Source organism: Anaerolineae bacterium (assembly GCA_011176535.1).
Classification (GTDB): Bacteria; Chloroflexota; Anaerolineae; order Anaerolineales; family DRMV01; genus DUEP01.
In genome coordinates, this window is the sequence record DUEP01000082.1 from 1 (window position 1) to 22,464 (window position 22,464).

Sequence of the window (22,464 nt, forward strand, 5' to 3'; positions counted from 1 at the left end):
ATCCTTATCATAGAGTTGTTGCGGAATAGAGCAAAAGGTTGTAAACTTGGGCATTCTCATCGGCCAAGAGGCAAAGCCCATGATCACTTTTGAGAATCTCAGCAAGAGGCCCAGCACTTTCAAAAGCTTCACCGGGGTAAGTGTGGTTGCGTTTGAGGAATTGTTGGCGCAGGTGACGCCGCTATGGGTGGAAAGCGAGCGGGCGCGGCTCGCCCGTCCTCAGCGGAAACGAGCCATTGGCGGCGGGAGGAAACCGGCGCTGGCCTTGCGCGAACAACTCCTGTTGACCCTGGTCTGGTTGCGGCTTTACCTGACCACAGAAGCCTTGGGGGATTTGTTTGGTATTGACAAAGCCACGGTGAGTCGGTATACCCGCAGAAGGCTGCCCGTTTTACGAGCCCTCGCGAGGCCACCTTAGGTTGGCCGGAAGCGCCCAAACGCGGGAAAAGTTTGGGGGAGGCGCGGGAGGAGCATCCCGACTTGTTTGCCTTTGTCGATGCCACAGAGCAGCCTGTAAGACGGTCACAGGATAAGGAGAGCCAGGAGCGGCATTACTCGGGAAAAAAGAAGCGGCACACGCGCAAGGTGCAGAACATTGTGAACGAAGAGGGCTTGGTGGGGGATGTCAGCGAGTCGGTACCGGGTTCGGTCCACGACCGCAAGTGGTTCACAGCGTCGGGGGCAGCGCGCAAGATGCCCAAGGGGGTGGTGGTAGGCGGCGATGCGGGCTATCAGGGGCTCCAGGAAGACCTTTCTGAACATAGGGTTATCACGCCTTTCAAGAGATCCAAACACCCTCCGCTCAACGAGGAGCAGAAACAACTCAACCAGGCTTTTGCCCGCTCCCGGATCATCGTGGAAAACACGATGGGCGCCTTCAAGCATTTCAAAGCCTTAGCGGAGGTCTTTCGCCATGCCGTAGCCCTCTGGGATGATGTGTTTCGCGCCGTGTTGGCCATCGTCAATCCGCGTATTCAGAAGCGCATCCGCCAAGCCAGCGCGGCCTGAGAAGAGCCTGGGGTAGGGGAGACTCTACCTCTACCATTATTCTGCAATAACTCTTTTGTGATGAGTGCCAAAATCGCGTCAAAATTTGGTCTGACATGGGGTAGGCTTTGGGAAAAGCCCACCTTTTGGAAAGCCTGGGTTGGTCACGCTCACGCGTTGCGGCGGGCTTGCCCCCGCGCTTTCAGGGCAAAGGGAGCCCTTCCCAGCAAAGCTCCTTGCAGAGGTCGGGCTTCCAGAGCCAACACGCGACTGTTGGCGAAGTAGGGAAAGTCGAACATCACGGCGTCACCGGGCTTTTTGCCGGGCATGGGCATCAGGCGGGCCGTCAGGGGTTTGCCCAGGCGGGCGGCCAGGGTCGCCAGGTCGTAGAGCACGGCGGACAGTTGTTCCGCCGTGGCGTCGCCGGGCAGAGGCAGGGTGTCCAATCCGGTACCGCACACGGCGGAGTACAGCAGCAAATCTTTGACGCTCAGCGTGCCCTGGGCGGCGCGATGGGCCAGGGTGGCGTCTTCCAGCACCGGGAGCATCAGGCCGCTGAAGCCCACGCGGGGGAAGCGAGCGGCGTCGATGGCCGCCGCCAGGATGGCTGCTGCGCTCAGCGAGCCGTGCAGGCCCACCTGAGGCACCCCTAAGCGCTCCATGGCGGCCCCTAAGGAGGTGGCCTCGTCGGGGAAGGGAGCCAGCGAAAAATCCAGGCCGAAGAAAGTTGCCTGACGCTTTTGGGCCACCGTTTCGGCCAGGCGGACCAGGCGTCCGGCGTGCTCTTCAATGGCCGCGGTGAGGTTGCGTTGCGCCTGGGGGATGTCGGCGGCCTGGCGGAAAGCTTGCACTGCCAGGTCGGCGGCTTCCAGCGCCAGGGCAAAGCCGAGCACGCCCGGGTCGGCGCGGCGCGGCTCGGCGTAGGCGGCGGGGAAGAAAGGCGCATGGGGCGGCACGCCGGCCAGGGCGGCGAAGCGCAGATTGGCAAAGCCGTTGGCCTCCAGGGGGGCGGCGGCGTGGATGACCTCGGCGCAGGCGCGGATGGCCGCCGGGTGGATGGTGCCCTCGGACGTGGCCATCACCCCGGAGAGGAACACCTTTTGGGTCGCGGAAAGCATCTCCGGGATCCAGGTGTAAGTGGCTGGATTTCCGGGTAAGGCCGGACCCAGGGAGAGGTAGTCCAACCCATGGGGTGCGGCCAGGGCCTCTGTTTCCTGAGCGAGGTGGCGGGCCTCCCGGTTGTTCTTGACCAGCAAGGGGAAGGGAATCGTCGCCAGCCGGGTGGTCTGCACGGGAATGTCGGCGGCCTCGTACACCAGGCGCAGGGTGTTGGCCAGTTCCCCGGCCTGACGGAAGACCCCCTTGCGCGGCGGATAACCGGGATGGGCGAAGACGGTGATGGAGCGGATTTCCATGGAGACGCCTCCTGGGTTGTAAGACGCGAAATTGCCACCCGGGATACGCCCCTGGCCTTTGCATCCCCGGGCGAAGGCCCACCGGCCTGGATATCCTCACCTCCCCCCCTGGGGCGCGGAGCGGCTTCAGCGGAGAGGCCTGGCCGCCTCCCTGCGTTGGCGCACCACTTCGAACAGGAGCACTGCGGTGGCCACGGCGGCGTTGAGGGATTCGGCCCCTCCAGGCATGGGGATGTGCACGACCTCGCTGGCCAGGGCGCGCGCCTGGGGCCCAGGGCCGTGGGCTTCGCCGCCGATGAGCAAGGCCAGGGGACGGCGAAAGTTGGCTTGGGTGTAGGGAGTGCCCGCGTGGGCTTCGGCCAGGATGAGGGGAAGCCCGGCCAGCAGGTGAGGCATCTCCTCCCAGGTCGCCCGGCGCAGGGGGAGGTGAAACTGCGCCCCCATGCCGCTGCGCAGCACTTTGGGGGCGAAGGGGTCGGTGTTGCCCGGCGGCAGGAGCACGCCCTGCACCCCGGCGGCCCAGGCCGTGCGCAAAATCGTGCCCAGGTTGCCGGGGTCGCGCAAATCGTCCAACACGAGCAGGAAGTCGGGGGTTGGCGGCCAGGGCAGGGCGGGCCAAGGGAAGAGGGCCAGGACGCCCTGGGGCGTTTCGGTGGCCGAGGCGCGGCGCAGGGCCTGGGGCGCGGTTTCGTAGAGGGCGACACCTTGCGCGGTCCAGGGTTGCAGCAACGGCGCGGCGCGCGTGGCCGCCTCAGGGGTGTAGAGCACGGCCTCGGGCCGCAGCCCGGCCGCCTGGGCTTCGCGCAGCAGGCGGAGGCCTTCGACCACGAAGCGCCGCTCTTCCCGGCGGGCCCTGGGGCTGCGTTGCAGGCGCGCCAGGCGCTTGATGAGGAGGTTGTGGGGGGAGGTGATGGCGTCTTTTGATGGCATGGCGGTTTTTAGGGTGCTCGGTGGCTCCGTGGCTCAGATGCCCTGTTGTGGGGGTGCCCGGAGGCCCAGATGCCCGGAGGCCTTGTTGTCTTGTTGCTCTGCGCACCAGGCATCTGAGCGACCAGGCATCTTGGCATCATTGCATCACTTCATCCCACACCTGGAGGAAGGCGTCCACCGTGGGGCGGTCGTAGAGCACCAGGCGCACCTCGCGCAGGCCGGAGTCGGGATGCTCGGCGAAATAGTCGTGGATGGCGGCGAAGGTCACCCGCGCGGCCCGCGCTTTGGGAAAGCCAAAGATGCCCGTGGAGATGGCGGGCAGGGCGATGGAGGCCAGGCCCAGTTCGTCGGCGCGCGCCAGAGAACCTTGCACGGCGGCCCGCAGTTTGGCGTCTTCGTCGCCGCTGCCCCAAACCGGCCCCACGGCGTGGATGACATAGCGGGCGGGCAGGTTCCCTGCCGATGTGTAAGCCGGTCGCTCATGGGGCACGGGGCCGTGTTGGCGCACCCAGGCGTCGCTTTCCCGTTGGATGACCGGGCCGCCCTTGCGGGCGATCACGGCGGCCACGCCGCCTCCGTGTTTCAGATGGGCGTTGGCCGCGTTCACGATGGCGTCTACTTCCTGGGCGGTGATATCGCCCTGGACGAGGCGCAGCACGGTGCCGTTGGACAGACTCAGCCGGCGGAGTTCCATGGGTCACCTTCAAAGGAGGTGGCAAGCCTTCAGGCTCGGGCTAAGATGATTATACCCTCACAACCTTTACCGGGGGGATGGGTTATACTTGGCAGAAGGTAACCCCATCTTGGAGGAAGACCATGGGTTTGTTAGACGGGAAAACCGCGCTGATTTTCGGCGTAGCCAACGAACGCTCCATCGCCTGGGGCATTGCCCGGGCGATACACCGGGAGGGTGCCCGCATCGGGCTGAGTTATGCCGGGCCGGTGCTGGAAAGGCGGGTCAGGCCGCTGGCGGCTTCCATCGGCTGCGATTTCGTCGAACCTTGTGATGTGACCGATGATGGGCAAATCGCCACCATCGTGGAACGGGCCAGGGCCCATTTCGGCCAGATTGACATCCTGGTGCACGCCATCGCTTTTGCCGAGCGAGACGACCTGGTCCGGCCCTACTACCAGACCAGCCGGGCAGGCTTCCTTAAGGCCATGGAGATCAGCGTGTACTCCTTCACGGCGCTGGCCCAGGCTTTTCAACCCCTGATGCGGCAGGGCGGTGCCATGCTTACCATGTCGTACTACGGGGGCGTGAAAGTGGTACCGCATTACAATGTGATGGGGGTGGCCAAGGCTGCGTTGGAGGCCTCGGTGCGCTACCTGGCGTACGATTTCGGGCCCATGGGCATCCGGGTCAACGCCATTTCGGCCGGCCCCATTCGCACCCTGGCGGCCGCCGGCATCGCCGGTTTCCGCTCTCTGTACAAACTTTTCGCCGATTTGTCCCCGCTTCGGGAGAATGTCACCCAGGAGGATGTGGGGGAGGCGGCGGTTTTCCTCTGCTCGGATCGGGCGGCCCGCATCACTGGCGAGATCCTGTATGTGGATTCCGGTTACAATATCATGGGTGTGCCGGACCCCGAGGTGTTGACCAACCTGACCCGGAAGGATTAGTCCATGTTTCGACGGCGTGGTGCTGTTCCCTCAGAGCAAGGAAGTCCCAGGCCAGAGCCCGTGTTACGGGTGAGTTCGGTGCTGGGGCCAGAAGTGGTCTTCCGTGGCCGTCTGAGCGGACGCGGCGGTGTGCGCATTGAGGGGGCCTTTGAAGGCGAGATCGCGCTGGATGGGTTACTGGTCATCGGCGAAAGCGGCCGGGTGACCTGTGAAGAAGTGCGCGCTCGCCGGGTGATGGTGGCCGGGTTGTTGAAGGGCAACATCCTGGCCGAGAAGGTCGAGATTCGCCGCACCGGCCGTGTGTGGGGGGATGTGCGCACCGTGGCCTTTGCCACCGAAGAAGGGGCGTTCTTGCGCGGCAAGGTGCAGATGGAAGAGCAGTTGTCGTTGTCCTTCCAGGCGGAGACGGCCTCGCAGGGCGAGGTGCCCGCCGCCGAGGAGGGCGAGGAAGCCCCATAGCACCGGGGGCTTCGTTCGCTCTGGATGCGGGAAACGCGAAGGTCGCCTGACGGTTGCATCATCCGTCAGGCGGCTTGATGTTGCCCACGGTTCCTCAGGAGACCTGGAAGCGAGGGTCGCGTTCCAGGGTGAGCCTGAGCCCTTCCTCCAGGGAAAAACGGGGCCGGTAGCCCAGTTTCTCGCGGGCCTTGGTGAGGTCGGCGCACATGCGCGACACGCCGCCGTTGGCCTGAGGGTTGGTCAGCACCTCGGCTTTGCGCCCTGTGAGATCGAGGATGAGTTCGGCCAGTTGGCGCACGCTGGTCTCTTGTCCGCTCCCCACATTGATGATTTCCCGGTTGACCTGGGGCGCGGTTGCCGCGGCGACCATGGCTTCCACCACATCGTCCACGAAGACATAATCGCGCGTCTGGCTCCCGTCGCCGTGGATGACCAGCGTGCCGCCGTGCACAGCGTGGTATAGGAAGTTAGGGATCACCGGTGGATGAGCCGGGGGAAGATGCTGACCGGGGCCGTAAGCGTTGAACACGCGCAACACCACGGTCTCGATGCCCCACAGGGCGCCGATGGTGCGCACATAGTACTCCGCGGCCAACTTGGAAACGGCATAAGGGGAGAGCGGGTTGGGCCGCATATCCTCGCGCAGCGGCTGCTCCTCCTGCGCGCCGTACACCGCCCCGGAGGAAACCAGTACCACCCGCCGGACCTGCACATCACGCATGGCCTCCATGAGGGTCACGGTGCCGCCCACGTTGACGCTGTTGTATTCCCTGGGGTGCAGCACCGATTCGGGCACAGAGACCCGGGCGGCCAGGTGGAAGACGCAGTCCACATCTTGCAACAGGCTCCACAACTTGGGCCGGTCGTTGATGTCACCCCGCACCAGGACCACTTCGGGCGACAGTTGCTCCGGGTTGCCGGAAGCAAGGTTGTCCAACCCGCGCACCTGATGCCCCTCGGCCACCAAGCGATTAGCCAGAGCGGCCCCCAAAAAGCCAGCCACACCGGTAATGAGAAAGTTCATGCCTCTCCCTGCGTACGGTAATGTGCCTGCGTGTGCGGGGGATTATAACACCGCTGCGGGGGAATGTCTGGCACAAAAGGCTGTGATAAAATTGGAACGCTATGGCAGAAGGTCCCAAATTTCGTGTGTTGATTGTGGACGATCAGCGTGACCTGGCGCGAGCCATCCGGATGGCAGTGGCCGGGTTGGGCGAGGATTTTGAGGCGCTGGATGTGCCCTCGGCCGAGGAGGCTTTGCTCGAGGCGCAACAGAAGCGCATCGATGTGCTGATCGCCGATGTGCGGTTGCCGGGCCTGCGGGGGGATGTCATGGTGCAGCGCATTCGGGCGTTGTGGCCCGAGGTGAAGGTGTTGCTGGTCACTGGGTTGCCCCGGGACGAGGCGCAAGAACTGGCCAACCGACTGGAGACCGATGCCCTCTTCCACAAGCCCTTTGAGATGGCCGATTTGTTGGACGCCGTGGAGCGTCAGGTGGGCGCAGTGGAGAGCGTGTTGGGCACGCCCTCCTCGCCGTTTTCCGAAACCGCTCAGGTGAAGCAGCGCCTCTCTTCTTTGCTGGTCGACACGCGCAGGACCTTGGGGCTGCGCTCCCTCATGCTGGTGGGGGAATCCGGATACGCCCTGGTGCGGGCCGGGGAGTGTCCTGAGGGAATCGATGAGCCCAGGTTGATCACCCGTTTGCTGGCCGTGCTGAGTGCGGGGGGTAAGGTTTTGCGCCTTTGGCAGGAAACCCTGAGGCGTTGCTTGCATGTTTTTCCAATACCTTGGGGGATGTTGTTGGTCGTTGCCATTGAAGCCCGATTTGCGTTGGTGGCCTGGGATGAGCAGGAAGAGGATCAGGAGCGGACGGTGAGGGTGGGGGCGGCGTTGTGGGCGTTGGCTTCCCAGGTCGAGGATGTGCTTCGTCAGTGGCGGTTGCTTCCGCCTTATCCGGCCTTGCCCCCGGCCCTTGAACCGACCCCTGCCCCCGAACCGGAAGCCGGGGAGGCCGCCGTGAACGAACCACCCTCAGAGGAGCTGTTGGCTTTGCTCGACCCCCAGGAGGTGGCCCTGGCGCCGGAAGAAGCGGAAGCCTTCTGGGACGCCCTGACGGCGGAGGACCCGGGGGTGGCGGCGGCTTCGGCGGATGTGCTTTCTTTCGAGGAAGCCAAGCGGTTAGGGTTGGTTCCTTTTTCAGGTGAAGATGAATCCGAGTCGTGACCTTCCCTCTGCTTCCCCCAGGGATCGGGGAAGTGGCTCTCAGGTTCCAGACGAAGACCCCCTGCCCGGTGGGTCCCAGGAGGAAGAATGGCCCCTCGTTTTTCGAGGCGTTGGGGTGATTTTCGTTTGGCCTTCTCTTTCTTCACACCCTGGACAGGGTGTGTTAAAATTGAGGCGCAATGCACTGGGGCGTGGTGCAACGGCAGCACACCGGACTTTGGATCCGTTGATCCTGGTTCGAATCCAGGCGCCCCAGCCTGAAGATTCTCGTTGGCCGGGCAGACCGCGCACAACCTCGGGTTGTGTGGGGTCTGCTTGTGTTTTATCGCCCATTCCGCATGGTGGGGAGGTGTGGTGATGAGCGACGCCGTGATGGCTGTGGTGTTGGCCGCGGGGAAGGGAACCCGAATGAAGTCCAACCTGCCCAAGGTGTTGCACCCCTTGCTGGGGAAGCCGATGTTGGTCTATGCCGTGGCCGCGGCGCAGGAGGCCACCGGCGTTCCTCCGGTGGTCGTGGTGGGACATCAGGCCGGGCGGGTGCAACAGACCTTTGCCGAAACCGGGGTGCGCTTTGTGGTTCAGGACCCGCCCCTGGGTACCGGACATGCGGTGCAGCAGGCCCAACAGGCGGCCCAGGACGCCCGCTGGGTGTTAGTCACCAATGGAGATATGCCCTTGATCCGTGGGGAGACCCTGCGGCGGCTGGTCGAAGCCCAGCGAGCGCACCCAGGCCCCATCACCCTGCTCACCGTCATCGCCGAAGACCCGCGCGGCTTTGGCCGGGTGGTGCGCGATGAGCAGGGCTTTGTGCGCGCCATCGTGGAGGAGGCCGACGCCACGCCGGAACAAAAGGCCATCCGCGAACTCAATGTGGGCGCCTATTGCTTTGATGCGGCCTGGCTTTGGGAACACCTGCCGCGCCTGCCGCTCTCGCCCAAAGGGGAATACTACCTGACGGACCTGATTGGGCTGGCCGTGGCCGAGGGCCAGTCGGTCCAGGCGCTGACTTTGGAGGACCCCACCGAGGCCATTGGCGTCAACACGCGGGTGCATCTGGCCGAGGCAATGCGGGTGCTCCAGCGTCGCATTCATGAGCACTGGATGCTTGCTGGCGTCACCCTCGTGGACCCGGAGCGCACCTACATCGAGAGCACGGTGACCCTGGGGCAGGATACGGTGGTCTGGCCGGATACTTACTTGCTGGGCGACACCCACATCGGGGAAGGGTGTGAAATCGGCCCCAACACCTACATCCGCGATACCCGGGTGGGGCATCGTTGCAAAATTTTTGCTTCGGTGCTGAAGCAGGCCGTGGTGGAGGACGAGGTGGACATCGGCCCCTACGGCCACCTGCGCAAAGGCGCCCATCTGGCTCGCGGAGTCCACATGGGGAACTTCGGCGAGGTGAAAAACGCCTACCTGGGGCCGGGGACCAAAATGGGCCACTTCTCCTACATTGGCGACGCCACCATCGGCGCCGAGGTGAACATCGGCGCGGGCACCATTACCTGCAACTACGATGGTGTGCGCAAACACCACACCACCATCGAAGATGGGGTGTTCATCGGCAGCGATACCATGCTGGTGGCTCCTGTGCACCTGGGCAAGGGGGCCCGTACCGGCGCGGGGGCCGTGGTCACCAAAGATTTACCTCCTTTTACCCTGGCGGTGGGGATGCCGGCGCGGGTGATCCGTCGCCTGCAGCCTCCAGAGGAAGCCGCCGATGAGGCGGGGTAGCGGACTTTCGTATCGAGAGAGGAGCAATGGAAGCCGACCTTAGTTTTATCGACCCTGTTCTGTGGAGTGGTTTGCTGGCGGGGGCGTTGTTGCTCGATCTCTGGTTTGCCTTCTGGCAGGCGATTTTGGGACGGTTTTCCCTGCGGGAATTGCTGGTGCTGCACAAGGACCATCCCGAAGAAAGCGAGCGGCTGATCGCTTTTTGGCGTCAGCGCGGGGTGCTTATTTGGTGGTCTCAGGCCGGGCTTTTGCTGGCTCACTTTGCCCTCGCCACCCTGATCGGGTTGGGCCTGTGGTCTTATCGTGTGCGCTGGCAGATATGGCCCTGGGTGCTGGCGCTCACGGCCCTGGTGGTGGTTCTCCTGGAGGGGACGGTGGGCGCCTGGGCGGAGCGTCGTCGCGCCCGATGGGGGCTGCGGGTGGTGCGTTGGGCCGAGCGAGGGTTCCGTTGGACGCGGCCCTTCTCCACGGTGTTCGCCTGGCTGTTTCCCATGCGGCCGCGGGAAGGGTTTACCGAGGAAATGCTCGACGCCATGGCGCAGGTCACCGGAACGGGAGACGCTGCCCAGGACGAAGAAGAGCGCCACATGATTTCCTCGGTGGTGCGCTTTGAGACCCTGTTGGTGCGCGAAATCATGGTGCCGCGGATTGACATGGTGACCCTGTCCGTCACCACCACCGTGGAGCAAGCCTTGGAAACCTTCCTGCGTACGGGGTTTTCCCGCATCCCTGTCTATCGGGATACGGTGGATGATATCGTGGGCCTCCTGTACGCCAAGGACCTCTTGCGGGTGTGGCATGAAGGCCGCCAGGTGGCCTCGTTGGAGCCTTTGTTGCGACCGGCCCACTTCGTGCCCGAAGCCAAGCGGGTGGGCGAGTTGCTCACCGAAATGCAGGCCCAGCGCATTCACATGGTCATTGTGGTGGATGAGTACGGCGGGGTGGCCGGTCTGGTGACTTTGGAGGATATCGTCGAAGAGATCGTCGGCGAGATTCAGGACGAGTACGATCAGGCCGAGGTGCAGTTGTATCGCCCGGTGGGCGAAGGCGAATATCTGCTCCAGGGGCGTTTGGACCTGGATGATTTCGCGGGTTTGATGGGGGTGAACCTGGACAAAGTCGATGCCGCCGAGGAGGCGGACACGGTGGGAGGGCTGATCTATGCGCTCATCGGGAAGGTGCCTGAAGGTGGGGAATCCGTGCTTCTGGGTGATGTGGAATTGATCGTGGAGCAGGTCCAGGGCCGGCGGATCGCCCTGGTGCGGGCCCGACGACTTTCGCCCCCAAGCGAGGAGGAGCACCATGCTTAGCCCTGAAGAACGTCAACGACTGGTGGCGGCAGCCCGGGAGGCTCGTGAGTGTGCCTATGCCCCATACTCCCATTATGCCGTAGGGGCCGCTATCTTGACTGCCTCGGGGAAGATTTACACCGGAGCCAATGTGGAGAACGCGGTGTATCCCCTGGGGCTGTGTGCCGAACGGGTAGCGCTGTTCAAGGCGGTTTCGGAAGGAGAACGTGCGTTCCGCGCCGTAGCCGTGGTCACGAGCAGCGGCGGCACCCCGTGTGGTGCATGCCGTCAGGCCCTGCGGGAGTTTGGCGCAGACTGGGATGTGGTGGTGGCCGATGAGCAGGGCGAGGTCCGTCTGGAGACCACCTTGACCGTTTTGTTGCCCGCCTCGTTCAGTAGAGAGGATTTGGCGGACTGATGCGCGTTTTGGTCTTTTCCGATGTGCATGGCAATTTGATGGCTTTGGAAGCCGTGCTCGAGGCGGCTGGCCCGGTGGATGCCTACTGGTGCCTGGGGGATCTGGTGGGATACGGGCCGGATCCTGAAGCCTGTGTGCAACGCGTGCGCACCTTGCCCAACCTGATTTGTCTGTTGGGCAATCACGACGCAGCGGAGGTGGGGCTGCTGGATATGAGGTTCTTCAACGCCGAGGCCCGCCGCAGCCTGCAATGGACCCGCCAGCAACTTTCGCCCGCTTCGCTGCATTTTCTGGCCGGGTTACCTTTGACCCATACGGTGGCCGAACGGGTGACCCTGGTGCATGGCAGTCCGCGCCAACCGTTGGAAGAGTATTTGCTGACCGCGCATGTGGCCCGGGCGGCTTTTGACCGTTTGCAGACGCCCTGGGCTTTTGTGGGGCATACCCATCAGCCGGTGGCCTTTTTCAACCGCTGGGGGTGGGTGCAGGCGCGGGTGCCGAAAGCGGGGGATACGCTTACCCTGGAGGGGCGCCACGTCATCGTGAATCCGGGCTCTGTGGGGCAGCCCCGCGATGGCGACCCACGCGCTGCCTTTGCCATCTGGGATACGGAGGCGGCCACCTGGACCTGGCATCGGGCGGCTTATGATGTGGCCGCCGTGCAGGAGCGCATGGCCGGGTTGGGGTTGCCCGCCTTTCATATTTATCGGCTGGCCCTGGGACGTTGAGCAGGGCGCTGCCGTGCCTGACGGGGGAGGCGCGGGGGGGCGAGATGGCGTCGGCCGGCATTGTGGGGAACTTTTCTCCTCGGATGCGCGTCTATGGGGCATACACCCGGTGAGAAGGAGGAGAAGATGAAGCTCCGATGGTGGAAGATGGTGGTGGTTTGGCTGGGACTGATGGTGCTGGCGGGGTGCGCATCCAAGGCGCGGGCGCCGTTGCCCATGGAACAGCCGTTACCTATGGCGAAGGGGGAAGAGACCATGGGCGTGAGTGTGCCTGAATCGCTGTCGGTCGCCGACGAGATAGCCGCGCAGCCATCGGTCGTTTCAGGAGAGGATGCTGCGCAGGGGCAACAAACAGAGCGCCTGGTGGTGCGCACCGCCTATCTCTCCATCGTGGTGCCTGATCCGGAGGCGACGATGAACGACCTGGCTGGCCTGGCCGAGGAGATGGGCGGTTTTGTGGTTTCCTCGGGCCTTTCGACCCTGCGGCTGGCGAACGGCGATGAGGTGCCCCAGGCCTCGATCACCTTCCGCGTGCCGGCGGAGAAATTCCAGGAGAGTTTGAGCCAGGTGCGCAGCATGGCCTCGCGGGTCAACGAGGAGCGCATCCAGGGCCAGGATGTGACCGAGGAGTATGTGGATTTGCAGGCTCGTCTGCGCAATTTGCGGGCCGCCGAGAAGCAACTGCAAGAGATCATGGATCAGGCCACCCGCACCGAGGATGTGTTGCATGTGTATCGCGAGTTGACCAACATCCGAGGGGAGATCGAGCGCCTGCAGGGACGCATCCGATACCTGGAGCAGGCGGCGGCCATGTCGTCCATCACGGTGGGTTTGGTCCCCGACGAAGCCGCGCAGCCCTTGCGCATCGGCGGCTGGGAGCCCAAAGGGGTGGTCAGGGATGCCCTGCAGGCCCTCATCCGCACCCTGCAGGGGTTGGTCACGGTGGTCATTTGGCTGATCGTCTATCTTTTGCCGGTGTTGGTGGCGCTGGGTGTGGTGTTCGGGCTGCCCGTCTTCGGCCTGATTCGCCTGTGGCGCCGCCGCAAGCGCCGGGTCGCGGTGTCCGAAGATTGAGTTCGCCAATGCCTCGCAAGGCGGGGGCTTGCCCTCAAAGCCCCCGCCTTTTTTCGTGCTTTCCAGGGCGGCAGCAATGTCCCCCAAAAGGGACGCAACAGGGAAAAATTGTGAGTCTTGGGACAAAGTTGTGGTAAAATGTGGCCTGTCAATCTGTGAACTTTGGCACAGAAGGATGTCTGCTTTATTCCCTTCTGCCTCTCGTCGGGTCGGGCAGAAGCATCAAAGGAGCGCCTATGTGGAACGTATGGTCCTATGTTGCCATTTTCTTCATTGTTGCGCTGCTGTTCCCTGTGCTGCCCATCGCGTTGGGCGTGATTTTGGGGCCTAAGCGCGCCACGCCGATTAAGGTGCAACCTTACGAGTGCGGTATGGAGACCGTGGGGGATAGTTGGGTGCAGTTCAAGGCTCAGTATTACATTTTTGCGCTGGTGTTCCTCATTTTCGATGTGGAATTGGTCTTCCTTTACCCTTGGGCTGTCGCCTACGATCTCCTGCCCCTGTATGCGGTGTTTGAAGGGGTGCTGTTCATCCTCATGCTGGCGCTGGCGTTGGTGTACGCCTGGCGCAAAGGCGCGTTGGAATGGATTTAAAGGCTGAAGGTTTCCCTTCGGCCTTTTTGTGTTGTATCTCAGCAGAGACTCAACGCTGGAAGGAGCGTGCCATGAGTTTTTGGAACGACCCCGTGTCTGCCGTTGGTGACTGGCTGCGGGCGCTGCTTTCCGGCTGGGGATTGCCGCCGGAGGCGGTCACGGCCATTGTGTACTTCCTGGCTGCGTTGGTTCTGGCAGGGGTATTGTTTGGGTTTGTGGTCTTCCTCATCTGGTACGAGCGGAAACTGGTGGCCCGCATGCAGGACCGGTTGGGGCCCAACCGGGTGGGGCCTTATGGGTTGCTGCAGCCCATCGCCGATGTGCTCAAGTTGATCCTCAAAGAGGTGATCACCCCCGCGGAGGCGGATAAGCCGTTGTACAATCTGGCGCCCATCCTTTCGGTGGCGGGGGCGTTGTTGGTGTGGGCGGCGGTGCCTTTGGCACCCACCCTGGGGGTGGATATGAATGTGGGCGTGCTGTTCATCGTGGCCGCTGGCACGCTAAGCACCCTGGCGGTGATTCTGGCGGGATGGGCCTCCAACAACAAGTACGCCCTGTTGGGCGCTTTCCGCACCGTGGCCCAGGTGGTGTCCTACGAGGTGCCCATGGTGCTCACGCTGATGGTGCCGGTCATCCTGGCGCGCACCATGAGCGTGCAGGGCATCGTGCAGAGCCAGACGGTCTGGTACCTGGTTTATACGCCGGTGGCTTTGTTGGTGTTCTTCGTGGCCTCCATCGCCGAGATTGGGCGCACGCCTTTCGACCTGCTGGAAGCCGAATCGGAAATCGTGGCCGGGTTCCACATCGAGTACTCCGGCATGAAGTTCGCCATGTTTTTTGCGGGCGAGTTCCTCCATGCGTTCACAGTGGGGGCCTTGACTGCTTTGTTGTTCCTGGGCGGCTGGCGCGGCCCGGGGGTGGAGATTTACCCCATTTTGGGCGTGGTGTATTTCTGGATCAAGGCCTTTTTGGCGTATACCGTGGTGGCCTGGATTCGGTTCACCTTCCCGCGCCTGCGTATTGATCAGATGATGGACTTCTGCTGGAAGTTCCTCACCCCGCTGGCGCTGGTGCTGGTTATGGGCACGGCGGTGCTGGACAAGTTGGTTGTCGGCTGGGGCCCCTGGGGCCGTGCGCTGGCCCATCTGGCGATGAATATCGTCATCGGCTGGGCGGCGCTGGCCTGGAGCGAGGCGCAAACCCGGCGCAAGCCGCGCCCGGTGGTGAGCGAGCCGCGCCCGGTGGCTCGTCCGCCGCAACCCGCCGAGTCGGCCGAGGTGCCGGCAGAGGCCGCCTGACCCAGTTCGTTGTGAGGAGTGAGCGATGACGCTGGTGCAGATTGTCTTCCTGATCACCGCGGCGGTGATGGTGGTCGCGGCGTTGCGGATGGTCACGACGCCTAACCTGGTGCATGCCGCGTTATGGTTGGTGCTGGCTTTGTTCGGCGGCGCCGTGATGTATGTGCTGCTGGAGGCGCCTTTTCTGGCGGTCGCTCAGGTGGTGATTTACATCGGGGCCATCGCCATCTTGATGATTTTTGCCATCATGCTCACCCGGCGGGAGCTGCGCGACCGCGGGCCGCAGACCGGCAGGCAGTGGCCCCTGGCCGCGCTGGTGGCGCTGGCGGTTCTGGCCGGGGTGATGGCTCTGGTGCGGGCCTGGCCAAGGTACACCATCGCTTCGGCCGACGCGGTGCCCGCCAACAGCATCCAATTGCTGGGGCAAAGTTTGGTGGCTCCGCAGGGCTTTGTGATCCCCTTCGAGGTGGCCTCGGTGCTGTTGCTGGCCGCTTTGATCGGGGCGATTTACATCGCCTGGGGACGCCGGGCAGGGAAATAGGAGGCGTGCTATGATCCCTCTCTCCTGGTACCTTACTTTGGCGGCGGTGCTGTTCAGCATCGGGTTGTATGGCGTGCTGGCCCGCCGTAATGCGGTGGCCATCTTGATGGGGGTGGAACTCATGCTCAACGCCGTGAATATCAATTTGCTGGCGTTCTGGCGCTACCGCGCTCCGGAGACGGTGAGCGGACAGGTGTTTGCCATTATCGTCTTTGCCGTGGCCGCGGCTGAGGTGGCCGTGGGGCTGGCGTTGTTCATTGCCGTCTATCGCCGCCGCCGCTCGATTCTGGCCGACGATATCAACTTGTTGAAGTGGTAGCCCGATCCCCAACTCTGGTGAGGGTGCTATGCCGATGGAAACTTTGCTCTGGTTGATTCCCGCTTTCCCTTTGGTGGCCTTTTTCCTGATTGTGTTGTTCATTAACCCGAAGAAGGGGTTGAGCCACTCCCTGGCCCTGGGGGCGGTGTTTCTCTCCTGGCTGGGGAGTATGTTCGTGTTCATCCGGGCGTTACAGGCCGGGGCTGAGGCTCTGGTGGAGGAGCCTTTCCATTCGGTGGTCAACTGGCTGCCTGAGGGGGAGGGCTTTTTCCGCGTTGGGCTCTCGGTGGACCCCCTCACGGCGGTGGTCCTGTTCTTTGTGGCCTGGACGATTTTGATGATCTTCCTCTATTCCATTGGGTACCACAACTATGGCGCTCCGGAGGGGGATCACGATCGCAAGGGCCTGCCGCCTCACGGCGCCACCGTGGAGGAGCATGGACACAGGCATAAGGTGCCCTCGGTGGAGCCCATGTACTCCCGCTTCTTCGCTTTTGTGAGCCTCTTTGCCTTTGGGATGTACCTGCTCGTGCTGTCGGACAACCTGCTCACGCTGTTCGTGGGCTGGGAGATCATGGGCCTGTGCTCTTATCTCTTGATTGGCTTTTGGTTCGCCAAGCCCTCGGCCCGTGCGGCAGCCATTAAGGCTTTTATGACTACGCGCGTGGGCGATGTGTTCATGCTGCTGGGCGTGGTGTACATCTACAAGGTGGTGGGCTCCCTGCGCTTTGCTGATATTTTTGCCCCTGAGAACTTGCACAAGTTAGCGGCTCTGCCGGCGCCGGTGCTGGGCCTTTCGGCGGCCGGGCTGGCCGGGCTGCTGCTTTTCACCGGCACGGTGGGCAAGTCGGCTCAGTGGCCCCTGCATGTGTGGCTGCCCGACGCGATGGAAGGTCCCACGCCCGTCTCGGCCATGATCCATGCGGCGACCATGGTCTCGGCCGGCGTATACATGGTCATCCGTGTCTTCCCCCTGCTGAAGATCGGCTCGGAAGGTGGGGCGTTCCTCTCGCCGCTGGCGGTGATGGCGTTCATCGGCGCCTTTACCGCGCTCTTCGCGGCGAGCATTGCCGTGGCCCAGAACGACATCAAGCGGGTGCTGGCCTACTCCACCATCTCCCAGTTGGGCTACATGGTGGCGGCCCTGGGTGCGGGCGCTTTCGTGGCTGCAACCTTCCATCTGATCACCCACGCTTTTTTCAAGGCGTTACTCTTCCTGGGAAGCGGTTCGGTGATTCACGGCATGGAGCACGGCGTGCTGCACACCGACCAGCATGTGGATCCCCAGGATATGTTCAACATGGGCGGTTTGGCTAAAAAGATGCCTATCACCTTCTGGACCTTCCTCATCGGTGGGTTCGCCCTTTCCGGCTTCCCGGTGCTCACCGCGGGCTTCTGGTCCAAGGATGAGATTTTCGCCAGCGCTTTCGCCAACGGCCATAGGGTGGTCTTCTGGACCCTGGCGGCGGCGGCGCTGCTCACCGCCTTCTACACCATGCGGCAGATCACCCTGACCTTCCTGGGGAAGCCGCGCACCAAAGCGGCCGAGCACGCCCAGGAGACGCCCTGGACGATGACCGTGCCGCTGATGGTGCTCAGCGTCTTCGCCGTGGGGTATGGCTGGCTGGGTATTCCGGAGCATTTCCCCATCCTGGGCGGCCTGCTGCCCAACTGGTTCCATCACTGGGTGAACGCCACCTACGAGGGCCTGTTCAGCCAACTTCATCTGGCCGAGCACGCCGCCGAGACGGGCAGTGCGTTGCCGTTGCTGACTTCGTTGGTGGTCTCTTTGGGTGGTTTGTTCCTGGGCTGGCTGGTGTACCGGGATGTCACCGAGCCCGATCCTGCCCAGGATCCCCTGAAGAAGGTGCTGGGGCCGATTCACACGGTGTTGGCCAACAAGTACTACTTCGACGAGTTGTACGACTTCCTCTTTGTGCGGCCTTCGGTCTGGATCGCAGAGGTGTTGACCTTCCGCTGGATCGACCGGGGCGTCATCGACGGCATCCTGCACACCATGTTCCGTATGGCCTACGCCGTGGGCAAGTGGCTGAGCAAGTACATTGACCTGCGCGTGATCAGCGATGGCGGTGACCTGATGGCGGCCAGCGTGCGCGGTTTTGGCCGTGGGTTGCGCGTGGTGCAAACCGGCCAGATTCAGCAGTACATGCTCATCGCGCTGGTCAATCTGGTGGCCTTTGGTGCCGTGTTGTACTATTTCCTGGTCATGTTGCGCTAAGCCCGGCGCATAAGGAGTGAGCCATGGCGTTTCTCACCTCTCATTTGCTCACCTGGATTCTGTTCTTGCCCATCGCCGTTGCCGTGGTGTTGCTGTTCATCCCGCGGGAACAGAGGAATGCCCTTCGATGGGTGGCCTTTTTGGGGAGTTTGCTCCCCCTGGCCTTGAGCGTGTACCTGTGGTTCCAGTTCGATGCTGGACAGACGGGATTCCAGTTCCAGGAACGGGTGTTGTGGTTTGCCCCCTCTAAGGTGCAGTACTTCGTGGGGGTGGATGGGCTTTCCCTGACGCTGGTCCTGCTTTCCACTCTGTTGACTTCAGCCTCCATTCTGGCTTCCTGGAACATCCAGGATGAGTTGAAAGCCTACCTGGTGCTCTTTCTGCTCCAGGAAATGGGGATGTTGGGTGTGTTCCTCTCCCTGGACCTGGTGCTGTTCTTCGTGTTCTGGGAAATCGGTGTTATCCCCATGTTCTTCCTCATCCACCGCTGGGGCAGCCCCAAGGGAGAGCGCGAGATTTGGGGCGGCATCAAGTTGAAGGCCCGCTCCTATGCCGCGTTCAAGTTCCTGGTCTATAGCATCGTGGGTTCGGTGGGGTTGCTCTTTGCGGCCGTGGCCCTGACGCGCATGGTGGGCACTTCGGCGTTGCCCACTTTGCTGGCCGAGTGGCCTCAGGCCAGCGGGTCCTTCTTTGGCCTGCCGGTGAATGTGGTCAAGGCGTTGACCTTCTGGGGGATGGTCCTGGCCTTTGCGGTCAAGGTGCCCATGTGGCCCTTTCACACCTGGTTGCCCGACGCCCACACCGAGGCGCCCACCGCCGGCTCGATGATCCTGGCGGGGGTGCTGCTGAAGTTGGGCGGCTATGGGTTCCTGCGCCTGGTGTTGCCGTTGTTCCCCGAGATGTCCAAGCACTACGCCGGACTGTTCGCCCTGCTGGCCATGCTGTCCATCGTGTTGGGCGCCTTTGCGGCCTACGGCCAGACGGACTTCAAGCGCCTGGTGGCTTACTCCTCGGTGAATCACATGGGCTTTATGGTGTTGGGCATGGCCGTGGCGGCGGCGGCCATCGGCACGAAGGACGCCGTCATCGCCTACAACGGCGCGGTGTTGCAGATGTTCAATCACGGCCTCTCTGCGGCCGGGATGTTCTTCCTGGTGGGCGTGCTTTACGAGCGCGCGCACACCCGCGATCTGGAGAAGTTCGGTGGGTTGTTCCCCCTGATGCCGGTGTACGGCGGCATCCTCATCTTCACTTCCATGGCTTCTTTGGGGTTACCCGGCTTGAACGGCTTTGTCTCCGAGTTCCTGGTGGTGCGCGGCGCCTGGCCGGTGTTCACCCTGTTCACCGCGCTGAGTATGTTGGGGCTGCTGTTCACCGGTGCCTACATTTTGAAGGCGATCAAGATGGTGCTGCATGGGCCGTTGAATGAGCACTGGGAGGGGCACTTGACCGACATCTCCGCACGGGAGGTGGTGGTCATCGCGCCGCTCATGGTGCTTATGTTGTGGATTGGCGTGTGGCCCATGTGGATTTTGGATGTGATCAACAAGGTGGCATTGCACCTGGTCGGGTAGCCTTGTTGAACTCCCGTCTCTCTGTGTGAGGGCAAGAGCCTGCGACCATGGTGTTGCACTTCTTGGGAGGTGCCTCGGTGTTCGGAAACGTTACCCCTGCAATGATCCGGGCGATTACGCCGGAATTGCTCCTGTTGGCCGTGGCTTTGCTGGTGATGCTCCTGGACATGGTCTGGAAGGATGACCAGCGCCGCTCCCTGGGATGGGTTACGGCGGCTGGTCTGGCCGTGACCATGGTGGTAAGTTTGTGGGTGGCCTTGCCACCCAAAGGTGGGGCCACGCTGTGGGGCGGCATGATTCGCCACGACGCCCTGGCCTTCGTGTTCCAGATCGCCTTTCTCTTCGCTGCGGCCGTCACGGCCTTGTTCGCCATGGATGTGGCAAGCATCGGGCGGCGGGGTGAGTTCTACCTGCTCTTGCTGGCCAGCACCTTGGGCATGACCCTGATGGCGGCGGCCAACGATCTCGTCATGCTTTACCTGGCCATTGAGACCACCTCCATCCCGTTGTATGTGCTGGCCGGTTTCATGAAGGACGACGAGGCCTCCACCGAAGCGGGCTTCAAATACCTGCTGTTCGGCGCCATGACCTCGGCGGTGATGCTTTATGCCTTTAGCCTGTTGTACGGATTTGCCGGAACGACCAGCCTGTCGGCGTTGCCTGGCGCGCTGCAGGCTTCCGGTGTGCCGCTGTGGGTGATTTTGGGTGTGTTGCTGCTCGCCCTGGCGGGGTTTGCCTTCAAGATTTCGGCGGTTCCGTTCCATTTCTGGGCGCCGGATGTGTACACCGGCGCGCCGTCCCCGGTGGCCGGGTTCCTCTCCACGGCTTCCAAGGCGGCCGGCTTTGCCGTGGTGCTCCGCGTGTTGCTGGTGGTCTTCACCGGCGCGGAGATGCCTTACTGGGGCGCTTTGCTGGCGGCTCTCTCGGCGGCCACGATGACCCTGGGCAACACGGTGGCCTTGACCCAGAAGAACATCAAGCGCCTGCTGGCCTATTCCAGCATTGCCCACGCGGGCTACATCCTGATGGGCTTGGTCGCCCTGACCAGCCTGGGGGTAACCAGCGTGGTCTACTACCTGCTGGCCTATCTGGCGACCAACCTGGTCGCCTTTGGGGTGGTCTCCATCGTGGGCAAGGCGCTGGGCAGCGATGACCTGGACGCCTACGATGGGTTGCATCAGCGTTCGCCCGGTTTGGCGGCGGCGTTGCTGTGGGCCCTGCTCTCCCTGGCCGGCATCCCCCCCTTGGGCGGCTTCGTGGCCAAAGCGTGGGTGTTTGGCGCGGCGGTGAACGCGGGGTTGGTCTGGCTGGCCGTGCTGGCGGCCTTCAACGCCCTGGTGGCCGCGTTCTACTATGTGTGGGTGCTCAAGCGGATGTACTTCCCCGCGCAGCCGGTGGCCGATCCGCAGCCGATCCCGGTGACGTTGCCCCAATCCCTGGCGCTTTGGGTGCTGGCCGTGGTCATCCTGGCTTTGGGTGTGGCCTTTGCTCCCTGGTACCATTGGGCGCAGGCGGCTGCGGCGGCGCTGTTTTAGTGGGTGAGTCGGGTTGCGCCCTCGCCCTTGGGGCCAAGCAGCCTTTGAGATGGATTTTTGGCTCAGGTTTGACTTGAGCCGAGGCCGTATGTTACAATTCGCAGCACCATGAACGAGCAGAAGAAACCTACCGCGAGCCCCTGGCAATCCGTGTTCAATATGACCGTCGCCGCTGTCGCCGGTCAGGTGGGCTGTTTGACGGTGGTGGTCCTGACGCTGATGTTGCTGGGAGGCTTGTGGTTGGACGGCCACTTTGGGACCCGCCCGTTGTTTACCATCTTGATGTTGGTGTTCAGCGTCCCGGTGACGCTGGTGTTGATGTTCACCGTGGTGCGCCGGGCGACGCAGCGCATTTCGGCGATGACGGGCGACCACACCTGGCCCTCGGAAACTTTATCTCAGGAGGAAGAGCGTGGCGAAGCCTAAATGGCTCCGAGGCAAGTACCGCTGGTGGATTTTGCTCACCATCATCGTGGGATTGGTGGCCACCCATTATGTGCCGCCCATTCAGCCGCATGTGCAACTGCCGGCCGAAAAGTTGTCCCATGAGCCGCTGTTCACCATCCCCGGCGGGGGCCCCATCTACCTGACCAATACCCTGGTGGCCTTGCTCCTGGTGGATCTGGTGTTGTTGGCGGTGGTCTTTGCGGTGCAACGGGCTGTGAAGAGCGGCGAGATGGTCCCGCGGGGGTTGAGCGGGGTGATCGAAGCCGCCCTGGAGTACCTGCACAACCTGACCGAAAGCAGTACGGCCAAGTGGACGGGGTTCATTTTTCCCTTCTTCGCCACCATTTTCTTGATGGTGTTGGTGGCCAATTGGATGGAGCTTCTCCCCGGGGTGGATAGCATTGGTTTTCTGGAACCCGCGGCCGAACACGGTTACCCCGTCAAGGAGATTTTGCCCGGCGTGGCCTTTTTGGTGAAAGGGGCAGTGGAGCACGGAGAAGGGTTCAAGTTGGTCCCCTGGGTGCGGGTAGTGCCCACGGATTTGAACTTTACCGTGGGATTGGCCCTGGTCTCGGTGTTCATGACCCAGGTGTTGGGCTTCAAGGCCCTGGGGTTGTCCTACCTGAGCAAGTTCTTCCGCTTCAGCGCCCTGGCGGAGCCCTTTAAGGTCTTCTCGGACCCCAACGAGCCCCGGAAGGTGCGCCGCTTCTTTAGCGCGTTCTTCATGGGCGCCATTGATTTTGTGGTCGGGCTGATCGAACTCATCTCCGAGTTCTCGAAGATTCTCTCGTTCTCTTTCCGGTTGTTCGGCAACATCTTCGCCGGTTCGGTGATGTTGTTTGTCATGGGTACCCTGTTGCCCGTGGTGCAGTCCTTCTTTTTGCTGTTTGAGTTGTTCGTGGGCATCATCCAGGCCTTCATCTTCGGCATTCTGACCATGCTCTTCATGTCCCTGGCCACCCAGGGCCATGGCGGGCACGAAGAACATGCCCACGCCTGAGGATGTGCCAAGAGCCTGCGGGCTTTGGATGACTT

At 62.7% G+C, this 22,464-nt stretch carries 23 protein-coding genes and 1 tRNA gene; 20 read left to right on the forward strand and 4 right to left on the reverse strand.

Annotated features, from left to right (window positions below; genetic code table 11):
- Positions 1 to 79: 79 nt before the first annotated feature.
- A complete protein-coding gene (locus G4O04_07590; protein HEY58380.1) occupies positions 80 to 418 on the forward strand; it encodes a transposase family protein in 339 nt (112 codons plus the stop codon).
- A gap of 62 nt (positions 419 to 480) precedes the next feature.
- Positions 481 to 1,008, forward strand: coding sequence for a transposase family protein (locus G4O04_07595; GenBank protein HEY58381.1), 528 nt, complete (start codon positions 481 to 483; stop codon positions 1,006 to 1,008).
- 149 nt (positions 1,009 to 1,157) lie between these two features.
- Here G4O04_07595 and G4O04_07600 read toward each other — a convergent pair whose 3' ends face one another.
- The 3 genes from G4O04_07600 to G4O04_07610 all read right to left on the reverse strand — a co-directional run bounded on the left by G4O04_07600 (position 1,158) and on the right by G4O04_07610 (position 4,026).
- Entirely contained in the window at positions 1,158 to 2,402 is a 1,245-nt protein-coding gene (locus G4O04_07600) for a DUF711 family protein (protein HEY58382.1), read from the reverse strand.
- Between the two features lie 126 nt (positions 2,403 to 2,528).
- Positions 2,529 to 3,332, reverse strand: coding sequence for an RNA methyltransferase (locus G4O04_07605; protein HEY58383.1), 804 nt, complete (start codon positions 3,330 to 3,332; stop codon positions 2,529 to 2,531).
- Positions 3,333 to 3,468: 136 nt separating this feature from the next.
- Positions 3,469 to 4,026: a macro domain-containing protein gene (locus G4O04_07610; protein ID HEY58384.1), complete on the reverse strand. Its 558-nt coding sequence runs from the start codon at positions 4,024 to 4,026 to the stop codon at positions 3,469 to 3,471.
- Between the two features lie 122 nt (positions 4,027 to 4,148).
- On the opposite strand from G4O04_07610, the gene G4O04_07615 reads away from it, so the two are divergent.
- Entirely contained in the window at positions 4,149 to 4,955 is an 807-nt protein-coding gene (locus G4O04_07615; protein ID HEY58385.1) for an enoyl-ACP reductase, read from the forward strand.
- 3 nt (positions 4,956 to 4,958) lie between these two features.
- Positions 4,959 to 5,414, forward strand: a complete 456-nt coding sequence (locus G4O04_07620; GenBank protein ID HEY58386.1) for a polymer-forming cytoskeletal protein — start codon at positions 4,959 to 4,961, stop codon at positions 5,412 to 5,414.
- Positions 5,415 to 5,508: 94 nt separating this feature from the next.
- On the opposite strand, the gene G4O04_07625 is transcribed toward G4O04_07620, so the two are convergent.
- Positions 5,509 to 6,438: an NAD-dependent epimerase/dehydratase family protein gene (locus tag G4O04_07625; protein ID HEY58387.1), complete on the reverse strand. Its 930-nt coding sequence runs from the start codon at positions 6,436 to 6,438 to the stop codon at positions 5,509 to 5,511.
- Positions 6,439 to 6,539: 101 nt separating this feature from the next.
- Here G4O04_07625 and G4O04_07630 point away from each other — a divergent pair, with 101 nt between their 5' ends.
- The 16 genes from G4O04_07630 to G4O04_07705 all read left to right on the forward strand — a co-directional run bounded on the left by G4O04_07630 (position 6,540) and on the right by G4O04_07705 (position 22,429).
- Positions 6,540 to 7,637 carry a response regulator gene (locus tag G4O04_07630; GenBank protein ID HEY58388.1) on the forward strand — a complete coding sequence of 366 codons (1,098 nt, stop codon included), beginning with the start codon at positions 6,540 to 6,542 and terminating at the stop codon, positions 7,635 to 7,637.
- Between the two features lie 185 nt (positions 7,638 to 7,822).
- Positions 7,823 to 7,893: transfer RNA gene (locus G4O04_07635), tRNA-Gln, on the forward strand.
- 101 nt (positions 7,894 to 7,994) lie between these two features.
- A complete protein-coding gene (gene glmU / locus G4O04_07640; protein HEY58389.1) occupies positions 7,995 to 9,374 on the forward strand; it encodes a UDP-N-acetylglucosamine diphosphorylase/glucosamine-1-phosphate N-acetyltransferase in 1,380 nt (459 codons plus the stop codon).
- 26 nt (positions 9,375 to 9,400) lie between these two features.
- Positions 9,401 to 10,684 (forward strand): HlyC/CorC family transporter, encoded by a 1,284-nt coding sequence (locus G4O04_07645; protein HEY58390.1) that lies wholly within the window; start codon positions 9,401 to 9,403, stop codon positions 10,682 to 10,684.
- A complete protein-coding gene (gene cdd, locus G4O04_07650) occupies positions 10,677 to 11,081 on the forward strand; it encodes a cytidine deaminase (GenBank protein HEY58391.1) in 405 nt (134 codons plus the stop codon). Before G4O04_07645 ends, cdd begins: the two co-directional genes overlap by 8 nt.
- The gene (locus tag G4O04_07655) at positions 11,081 to 11,809 is read left to right on the forward strand and encodes a metallophosphoesterase family protein (protein HEY58392.1); all 729 of its coding nucleotides are present in this window, start codon (positions 11,081 to 11,083) and stop codon (positions 11,807 to 11,809) included. Before cdd ends, G4O04_07655 begins: the two co-directional genes overlap by 1 nt.
- A 126-nt stretch (positions 11,810 to 11,935) precedes the next feature.
- On the forward strand, positions 11,936 to 12,883 hold the full coding sequence (locus tag G4O04_07660; GenBank protein HEY58393.1) for a DUF4349 domain-containing protein: 948 nt from the start codon (positions 11,936 to 11,938) through the stop codon (positions 12,881 to 12,883).
- Positions 12,884 to 13,119: 236 nt separating this feature from the next.
- A complete protein-coding gene (ndhC, locus tag G4O04_07665; protein ID HEY58394.1) occupies positions 13,120 to 13,476 on the forward strand; it encodes an NAD(P)H-quinone oxidoreductase subunit 3 in 357 nt (118 codons plus the stop codon).
- A gap of 71 nt (positions 13,477 to 13,547) precedes the next feature.
- Positions 13,548 to 14,774 (forward strand): NADH-quinone oxidoreductase subunit NuoH, encoded by a 1,227-nt coding sequence (gene nuoH, locus G4O04_07670; GenBank protein HEY58395.1) that lies wholly within the window; start codon positions 13,548 to 13,550, stop codon positions 14,772 to 14,774.
- Between the two features lie 25 nt (positions 14,775 to 14,799).
- Positions 14,800 to 15,315 (forward strand): NADH-quinone oxidoreductase subunit J, encoded by a 516-nt coding sequence (locus tag G4O04_07675; protein ID HEY58396.1) that lies wholly within the window; start codon positions 14,800 to 14,802, stop codon positions 15,313 to 15,315.
- Between the two features lie 10 nt (positions 15,316 to 15,325).
- Complete coding sequence (gene nuoK, locus G4O04_07680; protein ID HEY58397.1) at positions 15,326 to 15,634, forward strand: NADH-quinone oxidoreductase subunit NuoK; 309 nt, start codon at positions 15,326 to 15,328, stop codon at positions 15,632 to 15,634.
- Between the two features lie 28 nt (positions 15,635 to 15,662).
- Positions 15,663 to 17,873 carry an NADH-quinone oxidoreductase subunit L gene (nuoL, locus tag G4O04_07685; protein ID HEY58398.1) on the forward strand — a complete coding sequence of 737 codons (2,211 nt, stop codon included), beginning with the start codon at positions 15,663 to 15,665 and terminating at the stop codon, positions 17,871 to 17,873.
- 23 nt (positions 17,874 to 17,896) lie between these two features.
- On the forward strand, positions 17,897 to 19,447 hold the full coding sequence (locus G4O04_07690; GenBank protein ID HEY58399.1) for an NADH-quinone oxidoreductase subunit M: 1,551 nt from the start codon (positions 17,897 to 17,899) through the stop codon (positions 19,445 to 19,447).
- A gap of 77 nt (positions 19,448 to 19,524) precedes the next feature.
- Entirely contained in the window at positions 19,525 to 20,982 is a 1,458-nt protein-coding gene (locus G4O04_07695) for an NADH-quinone oxidoreductase subunit N (protein ID HEY58400.1), read from the forward strand.
- A 195-nt stretch (positions 20,983 to 21,177) separates the two neighbouring features.
- Positions 21,178 to 21,408, forward strand: coding sequence for an AtpZ/AtpI family protein (locus tag G4O04_07700; GenBank protein ID HEY58401.1), 231 nt, complete (start codon positions 21,178 to 21,180; stop codon positions 21,406 to 21,408).
- Positions 21,395 to 22,429 (forward strand): F0F1 ATP synthase subunit A, encoded by a 1,035-nt coding sequence (locus G4O04_07705; GenBank protein HEY58402.1) that lies wholly within the window; start codon positions 21,395 to 21,397, stop codon positions 22,427 to 22,429. The genes G4O04_07700 and G4O04_07705 overlap by 14 nt, the downstream gene beginning before the upstream one ends.
- The last annotated feature ends 35 nt before the right edge of the window (positions 22,430 to 22,464 follow it).